This window comes from Paenibacillus sp. JT22N15 (genome assembly GCF_059383755.1).
Genome location: NZ_JBXENV010000002.1, coordinates 367,385 through 384,563 on the forward strand (window position 1 = coordinate 367,385; position 17,179 = coordinate 384,563).

Consider the following 17,179-nt stretch of genomic DNA (forward strand, 5'->3'; position numbering starts at 1 on the left):
GAGATTTGCTTTTAGATCTGCTTTGAGATTTGCTTTGAGATTTGCTTTTAGATCTGCTTTGAAATTTGCTTTGAGATTCGCTTCGAATAAGCGCTAAGCAAGACGCAGTAGACCGACTCCGGTTTGCTTGCACGCCCTAGTATTTGGAAGATACATAGGAATAGATTAAAATAGAGCTATTAATGAAAAGGGGTGGGAATATGCCATTGCATCACATTTCTTTGCCAGCGCTTAGCGCCTCCCCAGGTCCTATCGCTGTTATGCATCCTTTGCCTAATGAGCAAAATAGGTCGGTGCTTGCCTTAAATCATGCATGTGAATTGTGGAAGCTGAACCTTGCTACAGGACTTGCTGAACAACTGCTCCAAGTGGATATCCCTGAGTTCAATATTCATCATCCCGTGCAAGTCGTAATCAGTAAAGATGGGCAATATGCAGCGGTTTCGAACTGTTTTGGCCGTCACGCCGCAGTTTATGATTTGCTCGCCCGTCAACAAATGATGAAGCTGTCTCGAGACGACTATCATTCAGAGGTATGTACCTTTCCGTTAGCCTTTGCCGAGATTGACGGACGATCTCTGCTCATTCATGGAACACTGTGGAATCGTGTGGACTTAACCGATGTGTTGACAGGGGAGCTTCTAAGCAGCCGTCCACAGGCCGAATATGAAGACGACGGCTATCTTAATTATTTTCACGCCAAACTTTATGTATCGCCGGATCAGCAGTGGGTTGTAGATACGGGCTGGGTATGGCAGCCTGTTGGTATTATTCGGTCCTGGAATGTCCGAGCTTGGCTTAAAAACACTCGTGAGTCGGAAGACGGTGCTTCCGTATCCTCACCTTGGGAAATACTTGTGGACTGGGACTTGCCCGCCGCTTGGGTAGATTCGCAGACCATTGCAATCTGGGGACAAGTGGATGGCGATCTATTCGATGAGGAGGATTTGCCGGATGAAGGCGCATTGCCTGTCGTTATGGTGTTCAATGTGATGACGGGTGAACGTTCAATCATATTAAGAGAGGCCCCTGCCTATGAGACCACTTCACCAATAGAGAATGTTTATCCTCATCCACAGGGAAAATTAGCAGTAGATGGTGATCGCTTGTTCTTATGGGGGAGGGGGCTGAATATGACCGTATGGAATAGGCATGACGGGGCACAGGAAGCTGCAGAGGAAGCCTTCTGTCCTGATTTGTACCATGAAGAGGGGCGGCTATTTCTACAATTGGATTCGCAGGGCGGCATTTCGGCTTGGCGGCATACGCCCTAGATGAGCCTCCTATTCGCCTCTGGGAGGGGCTTCGGCTTCTAGCGCGATTAATTCATATAGGTCATTTACCGAGCATCCAATCGTATCAGCGATTGAAATAGCGGTTTTCAAGGGCATCATTCTCTTATTTTCTATAAAATCATTCATCCGCTCGTGTTTATAATGCAGCGCTTCGGTTAATTGACCGATGGTCATGTCGGCTTCCGCTAATCGCTCAAGCAGCAAGCAGCGCCCAAGTTCAAATTTCATTTAATCTCCTCCTACTATGTTTGGCTATTCATAAGAAAGCGGATCAGTCGCCTTTTTCCGCCCTTAGAATAATTCCCCAATGTCGGGCTATTTATAAATTTCGAGCAGCAGCTAATATTTTATTCCGTAAAGGTGAGGTTGATATGAAAAATAATCCGCTGGCCTACATAAATACCCTTGAGGAAAAAGCATGAATAGGGCAGCAGAGTGGAGCATCCGTGTGCTGTCCGTAGAGCCAGAATGGCTGCATTTCCCCCATGCGCATCAGGATACATTAGGATATCGGTTAAAGCTCAGTCATTCGCCAAAAATAGAGCTGCTTCGCTATGATCACATTCAAGTGACCACGGGGACAACTGGCACTTCATCTTGGGCCGCTTTCACAGCGATCGTGATGGAGATTAACCCGGAATCGCTGCTGCTCTTCACAGCCCCCATGTATCATAAGCAGTTAAAGGAAGCGCATAAGATCAAGCGGATTTTCTCCCCACGCCATTCGATTCAAGGTGCGGAGCAGCTCATTGCACATTATGGTTATTTTCCTCCCTTTCACTACGATGAAATAATGGATGCAAGCTGGGATGGGGAAAATGAAGGTTCGAGCGAGGAGAAAAGCTTGACCATTGCTATTAAGCCCTCCTTAGTTGAAGAGGCAGCGAAAAATGTCATCTTCCGTTTTGATGGGGTCCAGGAAGAGAATCTCTCTACTGTCGAGGAGCACAATACTATTTTTCAATTGGAATTTACTTATCAGGAAGAAGCGATACATGTTGTCATCGACTCACAAGAAGGTTTTGGCGGACAATTTCTGTGCCGCAGCGTCCATGTTAGCTGGGAAAGTTAAATAAAGCTGGCACCAGTCAATGACCGGCGTCAGCCTGCTGCTGTGCGCTTTCTCCAAACTTCTGCTGCAGAAGCGCTTTATTTTTATCAAGAAAACGGACATTATGCGAAGAAACACCAGCCATATCAGAAGCTCCCGGCTCATTGTGAGCCCAAATACCGATATCGGTTATTATGCTGCAAAGCCTATTCTATCAGCTATTTTTGCAAGAAATAATCGTAGTAGGCACCTTGAATCAGTAACACAATTTCACCGAAAACCCCTATGACAAAAAATAGGAAGTAGTAACTTGCCGATGATACCTCTTTGTTAAATAGCTCTTTAAAGGCTTGACTAAACACCCGCTCGAATTTAAACCAATTCAGGACCCAGCCGATAATGAGAAAAGTAAGGATCGCCATGTTGAAAACACCGCCCCCAATATCCATATTATTGTTGAGCTTATTATAATGGATAATTCGCCAAATCGAAAATGGTACATCATACATATAAAGATGGCGGCGGTTCAATCGTCACGATTTCTGGATAATGTACGTTCAATGCAGAAGCGCCTCTTGCGCCCCTTTTAAATACTGCTTAAGATGCGTATATTTTCGGTTGGCCATTTATTCATAAACAATTAGCCCCCTGACTCTTTACAGAGCGGGAGCTAACATCATTTTAGTATCTTTTTGGGAGGGATTTTTGATTCAAACATTCCCTACAAAACCGCGCGGATCTGCAGCGAATGTTTGAATCCATTTCAGCCCCTCATTTAAACGGGCAGCAGCTCATCTACAAGATGTGTTTTCATCGAATCAAATTGAAATCTGGTTGAGGCCGTAATTCCACGCCAGTCAAAACAGCCACGAATGGTTTTTTCATATTTTCCATTATAAAGCTCGCGATCTGCATCCAAAATGTGGCCCAGCATTTTGTTGTAGCTAAATTTTTGCACCTCTGTGTTGCTCCAAGCAGTGGCCATTAGCTTACCAAATGTGTCTCTGGCATCCAGCAATGCTTTCGTAAATTGCTCCTCCTTGCCTGGATAAAGGGCTTCAAATTCCCGTTGCACTTTAGAAATCTCATCTCCCTTTGCATGAAACGAGCGATCTCCAAGCGATTGCGAAATTAAGCCTTGTTCAATTAAATTAAGTTGAAACATCTCTACTAATATATCAAAGGCACCTCCCGTAAATGGTTGGGATAAAGCATGTGGTTCTCGCCCAACCATACTCATTTTGAAATCATTAAATGCTATACGTATGGATCGGCCACCGCTTAATTCCCCGAGTCGGGTTAATTCGTTAGGGGAGAACAAGTTCCCCTTCGTGTTATCCAGCAACCGTTTAATTACAGAATCGAAATGTAAGGTTGCCACTATTGCCACTAGATCGCCAAAAGCCTCATGATGCCCGCCATACTCAGGCGTTAATTGATCAGAATTTTGAATTTCATCTAACCCTTTTAAAACCGAAAAATTAATGGTGTGGCCTGTTTCATGCGCTAATACATCAAAATTTTCACAATAGGCATCATTATGATCTATTCTGCCATTTCTTCCTCTAGGAAAACCGAACTCCAAAAAACCTTCCAAACCTGAGTGAGCATTGTCCCATTCCACTCTGGGAATTAGCAGAAGTTTTGGCGGCGAAAACGGCCATTTAATGGCATGTCCAAAATAATCCTCCCAAATCTCCATTACACGCCTTACCGTGGCAAACATGGTCATTGCTGAAAACTCATGCGTTCCCGGTCGAATATGATCAAAATGGCCGTCTGCATCGGGCTTCACGGGCGGATTCTGTTCACCTTCATATCTGTACTTGAACGCAGGGGAACCCTCAAAGCCAAAAGGAATCTTATTAACAGCATCAACCACGTATATTCTGTTGTCTTCCGGTCCGCTCTGAATCGAGCCTGGCTGAGCATTAAGATAAACCACCTCGGGTTGTTCGAATCCAGGAATGGTTTTGCTTTGCGGATAGATTAAAAACCGCGTTCCATTTTCTCGTGCGTTAGCATCTAACATTTGCGACATTATTGTATCCTCCTTGTTTATGAGCTGACAACGAATATTATATTTACCTAAATTCAGTGTTATTATCACTCATTTGTTTGGCATATAAAGGTCATAATAATTATATTAACTTATTATGGCTGTCGTAATTTGATACATAAAAGCGGTCTTAAACACACAAGATGTTACAGGTTCAAAAACACATTTTTGGAGGGATACACTGATGACATTTCAAAAAATTTGGGAAGCGGATATGAAGGAAAACGGAATCCTCCCTTTGATTAAAGGATTGAGTGACAATCAAAAGGACCCTGCACAAGGTTACGTTATCGTCGATATGAACCCGCAGCCCGATGAAGCTTCAACGCCAGGAAGTGAAAAGAATGAGATTACAGTATTTAAGGAAACCCTAATTCCTGACAGCAAACAGCCCTCGTACGACTTATTTATTAAATTGCATGATAATTATGATTGGAAAGTAGGAAGCAAGGAATCAACTTCTCCTGAGGAACAAGCTGAGGTCAATGAGTTCTTACAATTTGCTATTGGAACTAAGCCCATGCAAATTGCTCGGGAATATGCTGAATCGAACGGACATCTTGCGGCTGGGAATTCAGATGATGATTGGAAGAACATGCTGAAAGCACTGTGGTTCAAACTAATTAAAGGAAACAGCACCTCTTATTTTGAGCATGTGTTTCTAGGCGAGCAAGGCAGTAAAAGGAGGAAATTGGGCGGCCATCATTTCTGGTACCATTATTTGATTAACGATGGCCCCTTCGTCAAATTGGAAAAAGAAGATTCAATTGTTTTCATTAGACATGTAGAAGTAAATAAAATAGAAGCTAGTAAGCTCGCTGAAGTGATAACGATTGAATACTCTTTGGAAGAAATAGATAATCAAGGTAAAAAAACAAAGCTGATTAAAAATATCGGAGGTTTTTTTGTCGGTACAAGCCCAGAAGGCCTACTTGCTCTAGGTACAGTCGCGTTTCTCGATGGCAGGGAACATATCCCGGTTGAGCTTAATGGAGAGAAGCTTGATATCACTGTGTTTCGAACTCAAGATGAAAAGAAAGACGCACGAACTTTCTACCCGGTGATCAAAGAGGCAGTTCCAGCACATTAAGCAAAAAGTGGGGGCTTCCCCCACTTTTTTTATTATTACATTCATTTCTGCGAATGGAGGAATTAGAATGAGTCAAACCGATATGCCGTATGAAATCAAATTTTTATTGGATGGCAACCAGGTACTTACGGATAAACATGAACTGCGCACCGACCTTGTTCATCTGGACCAAGCTGAGCATCAGCAACTGGATATTCGATTTTTGGATACTTCTGCTTTGGATTTGTACCGTAAAGGCTGGATTTTGCGTGGACGTCTCAAACAAGGGAAGGATCGCTGGGAAATCACCTTCAAAAAGAGAATTGCTCTTCAAGGGACAATGACGATTGAAAATGCTATTCAAGAAGCAGAGAAATTGGGTTTTGATCTGAACGATCCTTCCCTTAACAAAGAAGTGGATTGGACCGGGGAGCATCAATCGTTAAACCTTTCCTATGAGGTAAAAGTAAGTGCTTCTGAACTGAACGATACCAGTGATTGGAAAATAACATTGATGAAGCATGCGCCGGAACCATTGCGATTGCAGCAATGGGGCGAGATAACTTTTAAGGAGATGTTATCTAAATCAAATATGTATGGCCCGATCCCTGCTCAAAAATATCAAGGAGAACGGAATGGGGTGAAAGAAAGTATTGAAATCTGGACGGTTGCTGGAAGCTCAATTGTGGAAATAACAACGGAGGCGCTAGGAATGGAGGCGGCGCAAAGTAGTCACGAATTGATGGCAAATCTGCTTCAGCAGCAAAATCTGCTGGTCCTGCAACCTGGTTTATCCAAAACCGGATGGGCGCTAAAAAAATGGCTGCAAACAGTAAGCAATCCCTTTTCGCTGCTTCTCGAAGGTGGATTCAACCTCTATTTTAGACATGCGCAGCCTGAAAGTACTGATAATGATGAGGTTATGTTGAGTCAATCAGGTCAAGAGCAAGCTAGGAAATTGGGCGAGCTGCTTTCTGAAAAAAAGATCCCCATACAACTGCCGGTTAGCGCCAGTCCGATCAACCGTGCGAGACAAACGGCGGAATTAGCTTTCAGCGAGAAAAATATTCTAATTGAGCCGCGGCTTATCCAGAAGAATCATTTACCTCAATTGTTAGAAATAGTCCCTAAGCAAGGATTCAATCAAGTATTTGTTGCTCATCACTTCACATTTAACAATCAGCTTAAAGAATACGATGACTTCATTCATCTAGGGATGGTATGGCTTAAGCCCTTGGGCGAGGGAAAAGGCTATACCGTAGTGCAGGTACTGGACTTGCTGCAGGAAGCTTTGATTAAGCACAGTAGCGATATTCGTGAATTAACCTTGAGGTAACAAAAATATTTAAAGGAAATAAAAGCATACCGCTGTAGGCTGCAACACGATGGAAAGTAACTGAGGAAATTCCTCCATACACTAAAAAAACTGCAAAGAACGCAGTGGGATAACTCTCTGCGGTCTTGCAGTTTTTCACTCTCTCTTTCAGCTTTCATCGGCATAGTTATCTTATTTCTGTGGAGCCATATTATTGTAAATGCGCGTTGCATTCACTTTTCCTGTGCTTACATCCTCTGTCGTAAATCCGGATACGATATTGCCAACTTTAAATTCCTTTTGCAGCAGATCTTCAGACGGCTCGGCAGCCGTTGGCCCACTGATACCCAATTCGGTTTCTGGGGTTACGGTTACCCATAAGTCGCCAACCTTGAAGCTTGCTCCATCTTCGCTTACTTCCGTAATCACGCCCTCAATATTGACGACCGCTTTGCCGCTCGTAGGAGGTTTTGTTGCAACAGCAGCCGACTCGGGTGTTGTATTTGGCACATTTGTTGTATTTGGTGTATCCTGATTCATCGCGAAGATGCCTACCGATAATACTGCACATGCTGCAATACCAACTGTCCAACCTGTTAACGTTCTTTTTTTAGCTTTTTCCATTTTAAACGACTCCTTTTGATTGATCAAATTTGGTTGTGCTGTCTTTTCCATTTCCGACATCAGCTTCTGATAGGTTGCCTCTTGAAAATTCTCACTTGTTTTCACACGGGACATCGCGGATTTATAAACAGATTTCTTCATCCTCAAGGCCTCCAATCTTCTCTTTTAAGATAAGGCGTCCTCTTGCGAGCCATGTTCCTACCGTTGCCGACTTGGTCTGCAAAATATCGGCAATTTCCTTAATGGAATATCCCTCATAATAGTGCAGATGAATCGGAATCCGATACTTCTTGTCCAAGGCTAGTACAGCCTGCAAGACCCCATTTTCTTCCGGTGGGAGATAGCTAAGATCTTCGGGAACAGGATTTCTGCTTTTGAACCATCCTGTTTTCAGCATATTTTTACTTTTATTTATGGTTGTTCGAATCAACCATGCTTTTTCGTGTTCATTGTTTTCAAATACAGGGCGCTTTTGCAAATAGGTGAGAAATACCTCTTGGGTCACTTCTTCCGCATCAGCTATATTTTTCAAATACGCAAAGGCAATTTTGATCATGCTTTGTGAATATATATCCAAGGCCCGCCGTACAGATTCATTGAGCTCATATGAATTGTACACCTCAGCACCCCCTTTCACTTTTAATACAACTGAGAGTTCTAATATTTTTCATTGCGTCTAATTTTTTTAGCATTTAATGATTTCCACTAAAATATCCGTTCCATTAAAAGAGATAGAATAAGGACATTGGCATGACATGGCTGCCCTCCTACCTTAACCTTGCTATTCAATCATGTAGAGTACTGCATCTATAGGACAAAATAAAAAAGCACCCGATTGGATGCTTTTTCGTTCTAATCCTCACCTATACCATTTTCGGCTATTTCCAGAGCTTTTTCCAATAAAGGAGTTGGCGATGATGTCGAACAAAAGTCCAAGTGCAGCAAGCCTGCATCATTAGACAATAAACCGATTTTAGAAAGATACATCGCAGAAATGATTACCGATGATTTATGTGAAATCTGTGTGCCGATTAAACCATTATAGTTCCCAAGAATGCCTTGTTATCATGCCCCACAGCAATAAAAGCAACAACTTGCATGAAAACGGCGGACGGTTGCTGAACTTTCAGAGTACTCTTCCTCCTAAAACTGATGATTTAGCTTCCTGCTTCATCATGCTTATAGCTCATATGTCTATTCGTTAGCAGCAATCCATGCATATTTTACTGGATATTTCACAAAACTATAGTGTGGACAACATGATCTAATCGAGAGGGGAAAAAGCACACTTGGCTAAGCACACAGACACAAGTTGGAAAGAGGATCATCCGAGCACTTTGCTCAGTAACTCTGTCCAAAAGGCAAATCATGCGGTTAAGCAAGCGATGTCTCATCCAGAAGAACAAACCGTTGAGCAAGCATGCGATTCAATATCACATGCAGAAAATGCGCTAGATAATGCAGAGCAACATTACGGTCACATGGACACCGTCCAGCAAAATAAAGAGCAGTTAGAGCTTCTGGAGCACCAATTGGATGAAGTACAAGAAAATATGAAGGATCAGTAATATAAGAATAAAGACAAGCTCCGTTCGTTATGTAAAACGAATGGGGCTTGTTTTTATTTCACAATATATCCGCCTATAAAGGGATAGAATTTGTCTTTGTTCCCGGCGACGAGGTAACCTTGGGCTGGAACAACTGGTTCGAGGAGCCGGATAGCACGGCACGCATGGATTCGGAAGAAAACCTGATGAAAATTGGGAGATCGTTTAAGAAGCCGGAGGATAGACTGCGTCGAATGATGACTCCGGTCAGAAAAGCCGCTATTGGGCCGATGCTGGTAGAGCGGAATACCCAGCCAATCGGCTGGACCGAGGTGACTGCTGAAGAGCTAGATGCAGAAAAAGATGCTGAACTGCTAGGGCGGTTGGAAGTGTTCAAGAAGATCGTTAAAAGTAATCGTGAATATTATCCTTCCTATCGTCTAGATCGGGATGGTGAACATATTCGCATCTATCTGTTTAATGATAGCGAGAATTTTGAGGATTGGGCCGATTCGACCTTGAATCAGGGATTCGACATTCCAACCGAGGACGAGTGGGAGTATATGTATGGTGCCGGCTGTAGAACCTTGTTTCCATGGGGAGACGGAATGGATTACTCGATGAATCTAAAATATTTTGAGGGTCTTAAGGATGACAGAGAGATGAGTACCCCAACAGGAGCAATCAGCCATTCCTATGACCTTGAGCTACCGAATGTCTTCGGACTGCGTTTTCTGGGAGATCCATACCAGAAGGAGCTGACCAAGACAGAAGACGGAGAGTCGACCGGCAAAGGTGGCGAAGGCGGGGCCAATCACAATGGAGGTTTGGGCGTCTTTTTCAGTTATTTGCCAACAGCCGTATATTACCGTGACAAACATGAAGATGAACAGGAATGGGTGGAATGGCTCGATCAGCTGCATTATCGACGAATTGTGCGACTGTGAACAATTCTTGTGTATTACTAAACAGCGTTATCCGCTCTACACCATTATTTAAGTCCAAACTTTCAGGCTTGCTTTGAGAAACGACCCAAACTTTATCTCCTTGTTCAGCAACTCCTCTAACGAATCCATCTCTTGATCCTTTGCTCGCGCCGGATACAAGCTAGATTCCCCTCTCACTCTCCCTTACTTTTCCCAAAAAAATAATGAATATTATTTTATAGCATGATAGCATTCCAAATGTAGTCAATTCTAATGAAGAAAGGAAATAAAATAATGAATATTAAAATCGAAACTTTGCCGAAATACCGTATTGCCTATGTGCGACAAGTAGGTCCATATGGTCCTGCCAATAGTCAAGCAATGGAGAAGCTGAAACAATGGGCTAAGGGGAAAGAGCTGCTTACCGAATCGACTATCCTGCTCGGAGTGCCACAAGATAACCCTGAAACAACAAAGCCGGAAAACTGTCGATATGATGCATGTATTGTCATTGCAAAGGATTATCCAGATGATGATTCCATTAGCGAAGGCCAGCTTGATGGTGGAACGTATATTATTTGCAAAATCAAACATACAGCGAAAGCTATAGAAAGAGCATGGAATGAGATTTTTCCATACTTGCAGAACAACGGATACCAAATGGACAATAAACCAATTTTAGAAAGATACATTGGTGAAATGCTTATCAATGATTTTTGCGAAATATGCGTGCCGATTAAACCTGTATAACTTTCTAAAATCACGATAATCTACAACCTCCTAAGACACGTACAAAAGGCTATGACAGGTCACTTGTTCACAAACTGTCATAGCACTCAAACTCGTGAACGATGCGATCGCTCCGGGCCGACTTTCAGACACCATCTACGTGACGACTCTCTACCCAGATATCTTGGTTTGAACTCGCACAAACAGCGCTTAATCCTCCATTTAAGGACGATTAAGCGCTTATATTGACTCATCTTTAAATTCAAAAAAATCAAAGTAAAAGCCTTTTGCTTTTACCTTTTCAATTAGGAGTACACCAAATTGGCCCTGCCCATGGTTGGTGTACATAATACCCGTTATTATTCCAATTGCATATCTCACCTATGCCGTATAAAAAGTATAAAGCAGCAGCCCATACCGCACTAATTCCACCTAAAGCCGATGCTATACCTGCTGCTCCTCCGCCCGCAGCTAATACTTTCTGTACCTTACTAGCCTCACTAGCGTTTATAAAAAGAACATGTCCATACCATTCTGTTTCAACTGTGAAAGAAGGTTGAACCATATCGATAATAGTCTCATCGGCTTCATTATTGATTTGTAAATCTAGAAGGCTTCCATTTGTTATAAATATTCCATCTTCAACTTGTTTATTAAGTGCAATTAAGGTTTCATTAAATTTGTCAAAAGCTACTTTAGAAACGTTTGCCGATTCATAATTTTCATAAAAATTTTTAAATCCACCGTTAATAAATACAGCTGTTTCTTCTAAATCCGAATTTGCAATTTCTAATGCAATTTCCAAATTTTCATCCGTTATTTCTGGAAGCTCAATTACTAATTGATTGTTTATTTGATCTTCACCGAGTAAGGATGATGCATAGGTTGCTGATACACCAGATGTCGAAAAAAGCAGAGCAAAAGCAGAGATTACTGTTACAAATTTCATTTTCCATTTAATCCCAACAAAATCACTCCTTCTTTTTATTTTTATCTCGCAAAGCAAAGTACCCTATTATCAAAGAAATGACAGCAATTAATATTGCAAATATTTTCTTCATCAATATCATTTCGCCAAAAATATTTCCGAATGAATCTAACAATAAAAATATAGCTACAATGAAAAGTGTTATTTTAATTGTTTTATTCAACATTTCTCCCCCCACCTCTATTGTATGCTGTTATACAAACTGCCGTAATCTGAATTCCTCAACCTATTGTTTCTTACAATTCACACTCCTTTTAAAAAGGAATAAGTACACAATAGTAAATATATATAAATTTTACCTTTTTTAGAACTTGCAAGAAACAGGTCGAACGAATCAATTAGATGGTCGAAAATTAGCATAAAATGTATACGTCCAATACTTACTCTAACGTTTGCATTGCTTGTTTTATGCTATTGCATCCCTTCTTCATCGATGATGAGAATCATTATCGAAATTCAGAGAAGCTATTTTTTTCATAATTTTTACAACATCACGATTGATGCGAGTTTACTCTGCAAAGATAGTCATCGCCAACAAAAATATATTTCAAGATAAGGAAGGGTTCACACATGAATACAAAAAGAAAGTTCTCTTTATCCACGCTAATTATTATTGCAGTGCTTGCAATCGCGCTAGCAGGTTGCGGCAGTCAAAATTCCAATTCGACGGCTTCACCATCTCCGGCTGCAAGTGAATCGGCAAGTACCGAAGCTCCTCAGACAGAAGCTTCCGCTTCCCCAACCGAAACGGTCCAATATCCGATCGTGATCAAGCATGCTTTTGGCGAGACCGTTATTGAAAGCAAGCCTGAACGCGTCGCTACGGTTCAATGGGCGAATCACGACGTCGTACTAGCTCTTGGCGTTGTTCCTGTAGGCTTCTCGGCAGCGAACTTCGGCGTCCAAGATGGCAGCGGACTATTGCCTTGGACAGCAGAAAAGCTTAAGGAGCTTGGCGTAAGCGATCCTAATGTTTACCAAGATACGGACGGCCTAGATTTTGAGGCCATTTCGGATTCAAACCCGGATGTGATTCTTGCTGCTTACTCTGGTATTACTCAGGAAGACTACGATCTGCTTAGCCAAATCGCTCCTGTTGTAGCCTATCCGACTGCACCTTGGGCAACCGCATGGCGGGAGCAAGTTCTATTAAATGCAACTGGTATGGGCATCTCGTGTTTCTTTCTTGCATGAGCTAGGAATGGTTTATCCTGAAAGTATTTCGAAGCAAATTACTGACCCTACCAGCTACTCTTTAACTTTAAGCTCTGAGAACGTCGAAGCTCTGAACGATGCGGATCTCCTCGTTGGATATGGCAATGACGAATTGTATCAAACGCTTAAAGCCGATACGCTGCTTGGCAAAATTCCTGCGATCGCGAGAGGCTCTGTTGCTTTTATTGATAGCGATACGCCTTTAGTAGCTGCTGGAACTCCAAACCCACTTTCCATTGCTTATACCATTGATGAATACCTTGCATTAATTGGAGGAGCCATTGACAAAATAAATGAATAGTTCTTCCGTTTCAAAAAACAAACAGCTCACCTCGCCTATTCCGGGGAACTTTAAGATGGTCCTGATTATTTGCATTGTCCTGCTCGGCGTATGCGTGGTCGCATCTCTAGTTTTAGGCGCTCGAATTGTAAAGCTTAATGAACTGATAGACGGTTTATTTCACCAGGACATTGATTCCTTCGGGGCTAACGTCGTTCGCAAGCGAATTTCTCGAACCGTATTTTGTTTATTGTGCGGTGTCGCTCTGGGCGTTTCCGGGGCGATTATGCAGTCGGTCACTCGCAACCCGCTTGCAGATCCAAGCATACTGGGAGTCAACACAGGCGCATCTTTGTTTGTCGTCTGTGGGATTGCGTTCTTGAATATTAGCAGCGCCAATCAATATATATGGCTTGCTTTAGCCGGAGCTGGAATTACGGCAGTGTTCGTATTTGGAATCGGCTCTATGGGACGTGGCGGCGCCACGCCCATTAAGCTTGTTTTGGCGGGGGCGGCCACCAGCGCCGCCCTTGCTTCTCTGGTTACCGCCATCATGATTCCGCGCTCCTATGTTATGGATCAGTTCAGATTTTGGCAAGTAGGAAGCGTCGGTTCGGCAACCTGGAGCGCTATTACTACCTTCATCCCTTTTCTAATCGTTGGCTTACTAATCGCTTTTATGGCTGCCCCGGCACTAAATGCGCTGGCACTGGGAGACGATGTTGCGACTGGACTAGGCGTTCGGACAGGGCTGCTAAGGTTTATTGCAGCTTTTGCAGGTGTTATTTTGTGTGGAGCTGCTACTGCGCTCTCGGGAGAGCAGCTTAAAGGCGTATCTTTTGCGGTTAGTACAATACGTTTACCGAGAATGCTGGCTGGTCTCTTCGCTGGATTTGCTTTCGGCATTGCTGGTTATGTCTTCCAAACGATGCTGCGCAATCCTCTTGCGAACCCGAATGTCATCGGTATTACCTCCGGCTCCAGCGCGGCGGCTGTTTTTTGCATCACTATCCTTCATTCAAGCAGAGCAGTGATTTCCATTGCTTCTGTCATCGCCGGTCTAGCTATTGTCATTCTGATTTATGCATTATCCAGGGGCAAAACATTTTCAATCGGGCGATTGATTCTTGTCGGAATAGGCATATAGGCTATGCTTGACGCCGTCATATCCTATCTTCTGCTCGTTAGCGCCCAACAAGATATCCCTTCAGCGCTCAGATGGCTCGGAGGCAGCCTCAATGGCTCTCAAATGCGTGAGCTTCCGCCTCTTATAATAACGGTTATTATCTTTACTCCTATCATTATTGTTCTAGGAAAACATCTAAACATATTGGAGCTTGGCGAACAATCGGCTTCTTCTCTCGGCGTGGACACGGACAGGACAAGAATTGCGCTAATTGTGAGCTCCGTCATCATGATTGCTATTGCTACGGCTACCACGGATCCAATAGCCTTTGTCTCCTTCCTTGCGGGACCGATCGCAAAAAGAATGGTCGGAGCCGGCTTCTCGAACATCATCCCGGCGGGACTGGTTGGCGTTAATTTGGTCCTGGCGGCAGATCTAATCGGACAATTTGCTTTTGAGTACAGATTCCCCGTAGGCATCATTACCGGATTGCTCGGAGCGCCTTATCTAATCTTCTTGTTAATCCGAATGAATCGAAAGGGAGAATTATAATGAAACCGACACATATTTTTCAAGCCGAACAAATCGTAGCGGGCTATGAGAATAAAACGGTTATTCACGGAGTAGATCTTGTTATACCTAGCAATAAAATAAGCGTTATTATTGGCTCCAATGGCTGCGGTAAGTCTACGCTTCTTAAAACACTGGCCAGGCTTATAAAACCTGCATCGGGCAAAATCACCCTTGATGGCAAGCCACTCGGCAAAATCCCGCCTAAACAATTGGCTCGAATGGTAGGACTGCTGCCGCAATCCCCTATTGTTCCGGAAGGCATTTCTGTAGCGGACTTGGTGGGACGGGGAAGGTTTCCGCACCAATCATTACTCGGCGGATGGATCTTTCTGTAAAACCCGCATTAAACCTCCTTTCACCTAACCCAGCCCTATGCTGCTTAACTCCCAAATGGTTTTTATTATATCAGCGCACCATACCCCGACATTTACTATTTCCCTAAAGCTAACTTGAAAAATGCTTCAGATTCAAATGGGATACGATGTTGAATTTAATTATCACTACAGCTACGGCCGTTAATCCGTTTAACTTGACAACCTACTACGAAATGTAGTAGGTTTTATTTACTACATCATGTAGTAACAAAGCTCGTTATGGACGCATAACGAAGTAAAGAGGTGTTCACCGTGAACCAGATTCAAAAGTTATCGGATACTGAATTAGAGCTAATGGAGGTCATTTGGGCGTGCACGCCCCCTGTCACATCTACTGAGCTTCTGAGTATGTTCGCCCTAAAGGGGAAGGAATGGAAGGCACAGACCATTTCCACCTTCCTCTCACGTCTAGTCGATAAAGGGGCGCTAACTACTGCAAGGCATGGACGGATCAATAAATACGAGCCGCTTATTTCGGCCGAGGATTACAAGCTAATAGGGACGCAGCAAGTTCTGGATGGCTTATATCAAGGCTCCGTCAAGAACATGGTTTCTGCTTTGTATGATGGTGACAAGTTATCGGACGAGGATATTGCGGAACTGAAAAAATGGCTGTCGGAAAAGTAGGTGCTGCATATGAATACCATTTTTACATTGATGTTTACCCTAACCGTAGCTGGAAATGTCGTTGTCGCTTGTATTTGGTTGTCACAGCACCTATCCACCGAGATTTGGCCTACGAAGTGGCGGTACGTGATTGACAAAATGGCGGTAGGATTGTATTTATTCCCCGTCGTTCTTATTATTCAGTGGATTTCGCGAATGATCCCATTCCGTACGCCAAACGATTCCAGCATGAATGAATCTGCTTCGATCGTACAGCATGCCCAGCCCGGAGCATTATTGAGCTTCAAGCCTGAGCCGCTCTTTCCGGAATGGACGATTTCAACAAATGCAGCCTTTTTTGTAATAGCCATATGGGCAATCGGAGTTGTAGCTTTTGCAGCTTGGCAAACGTATTGTTACCGCAGATTTTTAAAGCAACTGGCAAATACGAGTACTGCCGTCCCATTAAACAGCGAGGCGGTTAACCAGCTTTACCTGATTAAGCAGGCTCTTGGACTTAAAAGCAAGGTCCGGCTTGCTTTTAGCTCCTCCATTCAGAGTCCCATTCTTGTTGGGCTTTGGAAGCCTGTCATTTATCTCCCTATGGTTAGTACCACAAACGTAGACATGAGCATGATTATCCGTCATGAGCTGATTCATCTGAAACGCAAGGATATATGGGTTAAAGCTTTTACGCTAGGAGCCAGCGCTTTACATTGGTTTAATCCTTTGGTTCATATCCTTCGTAAGGACATTCATACATGGAGCGAGCTGTCCTGCGATGAAGAGGTGGTCAAAGGCATGTCCCATGCCGAGCGCATACGTTACGGGCAAACCCTTTTAAACGTAATAGCAGAATCAAAAAATATTCCCGTACAGCTCGGCGCCTCTTTATCCGGTGACGGAAAACAATTAAAAAGGAGATTAATTCTGATGCTAAATGTTAAGAACCTGAGCAAAAAAAACATTTTTCTATCCATTACAGCGGTATTTGCGGTAGCTGTAATCAGCACATCCGCTGCGGTATGGGCATCAGGCAATACGCCCAAGGTAGCTGAGGATAAAATGGCCAACGCCGAAAACCACACGGCCAACTCATCAGCGGAACCGGTGCCTTCTATCGCTCCATCTGAGACAGCTAGTGATAATCAACCAGCCGTTACGGAACCCATTCCTGTTCCTTCTGTCGCTTCAGTTGACGAGGCTAGTGAAAGTCAAGCAGCCGTAACAGAGCCCGCTCTTGTTCCTTTCACTGCTCCATCTGCGGCAGCTAGTGATAATCAACCAGCCGTTGCGGAACCCATTCCTGTTCCTTCTATAGCTCCAGCTGAAGCAGTAGTTAAATAGTCTCCAGTAAAATAGAGGCTCATTGTGAAGGGGTTGTCCCGAAAGGGTTTTAATC

At 43.4% G+C, this 17,179-nt stretch carries 16 protein-coding genes and 4 pseudogenes; 13 read left to right on the top strand and 7 right to left on the bottom strand.

Annotated features, from left to right (window positions below):
- The first annotated feature begins 200 nt into the window (after nt 1-200).
- Entirely contained in the window at nt 201-1,274 is a 1,074-nt protein-coding gene (locus AC50X8_RS05215; protein WP_494878974.1) for a hypothetical protein, read from the top strand.
- 9 nt (nt 1,275-1,283) lie between these two features.
- On the opposite strand, the gene AC50X8_RS05220 is transcribed toward AC50X8_RS05215, so the two are convergent.
- Nucleotides 1,284-1,523 carry a helix-turn-helix domain-containing protein gene (locus tag AC50X8_RS05220; protein ID WP_056031541.1) on the bottom strand — a complete coding sequence of 80 codons (240 nt, stop codon included), beginning with the start codon at nt 1,521-1,523 and terminating at the stop codon, nt 1,284-1,286.
- Between the two features lie 190 nt (nt 1,524-1,713).
- On the opposite strand from AC50X8_RS05220, the gene AC50X8_RS05225 reads away from it, so the two are divergent.
- Entirely contained in the window at nt 1,714-2,367 is a 654-nt protein-coding gene (locus tag AC50X8_RS05225) for a hypothetical protein (protein ID WP_494878980.1), read from the top strand.
- A 197-nt stretch (nt 2,368-2,564) separates the two neighbouring features.
- On the opposite strand, the gene AC50X8_RS05230 is transcribed toward AC50X8_RS05225, so the two are convergent.
- Nucleotides 2,565-2,876 (bottom strand): hypothetical protein, encoded by a 312-nt coding sequence (locus tag AC50X8_RS05230; RefSeq protein ID WP_155972863.1) that lies wholly within the window; start codon nt 2,874-2,876, stop codon nt 2,565-2,567.
- 245 nt (nt 2,877-3,121) lie between these two features.
- A complete protein-coding gene (locus AC50X8_RS05235; protein ID WP_056031551.1) occupies nt 3,122-4,387 on the bottom strand; it encodes a gluzincin family metallopeptidase in 1,266 nt (421 codons plus the stop codon).
- A gap of 202 nt (nt 4,388-4,589) precedes the next feature.
- On the opposite strand from AC50X8_RS05235, the gene AC50X8_RS05240 reads away from it, so the two are divergent.
- Together AC50X8_RS05240 and AC50X8_RS05245 are read left to right on the top strand one after the other, a co-directional pair.
- Nucleotides 4,590-5,495: a hypothetical protein gene (locus tag AC50X8_RS05240; RefSeq protein WP_494865322.1), complete on the top strand. Its 906-nt coding sequence runs from the start codon at nt 4,590-4,592 to the stop codon at nt 5,493-5,495.
- Between the two features lie 67 nt (nt 5,496-5,562).
- Nucleotides 5,563-6,810, top strand: a complete 1,248-nt coding sequence (locus AC50X8_RS05245) for a histidine phosphatase family protein (protein WP_494878982.1) — start codon at nt 5,563-5,565, stop codon at nt 6,808-6,810.
- 171 nt (nt 6,811-6,981) lie between these two features.
- Here the strand turns inward: AC50X8_RS05245 and AC50X8_RS05250 are convergent, their stop codons facing one another.
- Nucleotides 6,982-7,554, bottom strand: a complete 573-nt coding sequence (locus tag AC50X8_RS05250; RefSeq protein ID WP_056031559.1) for a hypothetical protein — start codon at nt 7,552-7,554, stop codon at nt 6,982-6,984.
- On the bottom strand, nt 7,535-8,032 hold the full coding sequence (locus tag AC50X8_RS05255; protein ID WP_494878984.1) for an RNA polymerase sigma factor: 498 nt from the start codon (nt 8,030-8,032) through the stop codon (nt 7,535-7,537). The genes AC50X8_RS05250 and AC50X8_RS05255 overlap by 20 nt, the downstream gene beginning before the upstream one ends.
- A gap of 670 nt (nt 8,033-8,702) precedes the next feature.
- On the opposite strand from AC50X8_RS05255, the gene AC50X8_RS05260 reads away from it, so the two are divergent.
- The 3 genes from AC50X8_RS05260 to AC50X8_RS05270 all read left to right on the top strand — a co-directional run bounded on the left by AC50X8_RS05260 (nt 8,703) and on the right by AC50X8_RS05270 (nt 10,636).
- Nucleotides 8,703-8,981 carry a DUF2564 family protein gene (locus tag AC50X8_RS05260; RefSeq protein ID WP_056031566.1) on the top strand — a complete coding sequence of 93 codons (279 nt, stop codon included), beginning with the start codon at nt 8,703-8,705 and terminating at the stop codon, nt 8,979-8,981.
- Between the two features lie 119 nt (nt 8,982-9,100).
- Nucleotides 9,101-9,907, top strand: coding sequence for a hypothetical protein (locus AC50X8_RS05265; protein WP_494878986.1), 807 nt, complete (start codon nt 9,101-9,103; stop codon nt 9,905-9,907).
- Between the two features lie 273 nt (nt 9,908-10,180).
- On the top strand, nt 10,181-10,636 hold the full coding sequence (locus tag AC50X8_RS05270) for an AraC family transcriptional regulator (RefSeq protein WP_494865315.1): 456 nt from the start codon (nt 10,181-10,183) through the stop codon (nt 10,634-10,636).
- Between the two features lie 280 nt (nt 10,637-10,916).
- Here AC50X8_RS05270 and AC50X8_RS05275 read toward each other — a convergent pair whose 3' ends face one another.
- Entirely contained in the window at nt 10,917-11,564 is a 648-nt protein-coding gene (locus AC50X8_RS05275; RefSeq protein WP_494878988.1) for a hypothetical protein, read from the bottom strand.
- Between the two features lie 22 nt (nt 11,565-11,586).
- The gene (locus AC50X8_RS05280; protein ID WP_494878989.1) at nt 11,587-11,766 is read right to left on the bottom strand and encodes a hypothetical protein; all 180 of its coding nucleotides are present in this window, start codon (nt 11,764-11,766) and stop codon (nt 11,587-11,589) included.
- Nucleotides 11,767-12,173: 407 nt separating this feature from the next.
- On the opposite strand from AC50X8_RS05280, the pseudogene AC50X8_RS05285 reads away from it, so the two are divergent.
- The 6 genes and pseudogenes from AC50X8_RS05285 (at nt 12,174) to AC50X8_RS05310 (ending at nt 17,124) form a co-directional block, all read left to right on the top strand.
- Nucleotides 12,174-13,119, top strand: a pseudogene (locus tag AC50X8_RS05285) (ABC transporter substrate-binding protein).
- A pseudogene (locus AC50X8_RS05290) lies at nt 13,112-13,915 on the top strand (FecCD family ABC transporter permease); the annotation flags it as partial. The pseudogenes AC50X8_RS05285 and AC50X8_RS05290, both read left to right, overlap by 8 nt.
- A 33-nt stretch (nt 13,916-13,948) precedes the next feature.
- A pseudogene (locus AC50X8_RS05295) lies at nt 13,949-14,776 on the top strand (FecCD family ABC transporter permease); the annotation flags it as partial.
- A pseudogene (locus AC50X8_RS05300) lies at nt 14,776-15,120 on the top strand (ABC transporter ATP-binding protein); the annotation flags it as partial. The pseudogenes AC50X8_RS05295 and AC50X8_RS05300, both read left to right, overlap by 1 nt.
- 303 nt (nt 15,121-15,423) lie before the next feature.
- Nucleotides 15,424-15,798 (top strand): BlaI/MecI/CopY family transcriptional regulator, encoded by a 375-nt coding sequence (locus tag AC50X8_RS05305; protein ID WP_494878990.1) that lies wholly within the window; start codon nt 15,424-15,426, stop codon nt 15,796-15,798.
- A gap of 30 nt (nt 15,799-15,828) precedes the next feature.
- A complete protein-coding gene (locus AC50X8_RS05310; protein WP_494879070.1) occupies nt 15,829-17,124 on the top strand; it encodes a M56 family metallopeptidase in 1,296 nt (431 codons plus the stop codon).
- Nucleotides 17,125-17,179: the final 55 nt, after the last annotated feature.

Bases quoted from the DNA above. Each gene is read 5' to 3' on its own strand.
- AC50X8_RS05220 (WP_056031541.1), bottom strand. From the start codon at position 1,523: ATGAAATTTGAACTTGGGCGCTGCTTGCTGCTTGAGCGATTAGCGGAA.
- AC50X8_RS05250 (WP_056031559.1), bottom strand. From the start codon at position 7,554: ATGAAGAAATCTGTTTATAAATCCGCGATGTCCCGTGTGAAAACAAGT.
- AC50X8_RS05245 (WP_494878982.1), top strand. From the start codon at position 5,563: ATGAGTCAAACCGATATGCCGTATGAAATCAAATTTTTATTGGATGGC.
- AC50X8_RS05240 (WP_494865322.1), top strand. From the start codon at position 4,590: ATGACATTTCAAAAAATTTGGGAAGCGGATATGAAGGAAAACGGAATC.
- AC50X8_RS05215 (WP_494878974.1), top strand. From the start codon at position 201: ATGCCATTGCATCACATTTCTTTGCCAGCGCTTAGCGCCTCCCCAGGT.
- AC50X8_RS05275 (WP_494878988.1), bottom strand. From the start codon at position 11,564: ATGAAATTTGTAACAGTAATCTCTGCTTTTGCTCTGCTTTTTTCGACA.
- AC50X8_RS05225 (WP_494878980.1), top strand. From the start codon at position 1,714: ATGAATAGGGCAGCAGAGTGGAGCATCCGTGTGCTGTCCGTAGAGCCA.
- AC50X8_RS05235 (WP_056031551.1), bottom strand. From the start codon at position 4,387: ATGTCGCAAATGTTAGATGCTAACGCACGAGAAAATGGAACGCGGTTT.
- AC50X8_RS05310 (WP_494879070.1), top strand. From the start codon at position 15,829: ATGTTTACCCTAACCGTAGCTGGAAATGTCGTTGTCGCTTGTATTTGG.
- AC50X8_RS05270 (WP_494865315.1), top strand. From the start codon at position 10,181: ATGAATATTAAAATCGAAACTTTGCCGAAATACCGTATTGCCTATGTG.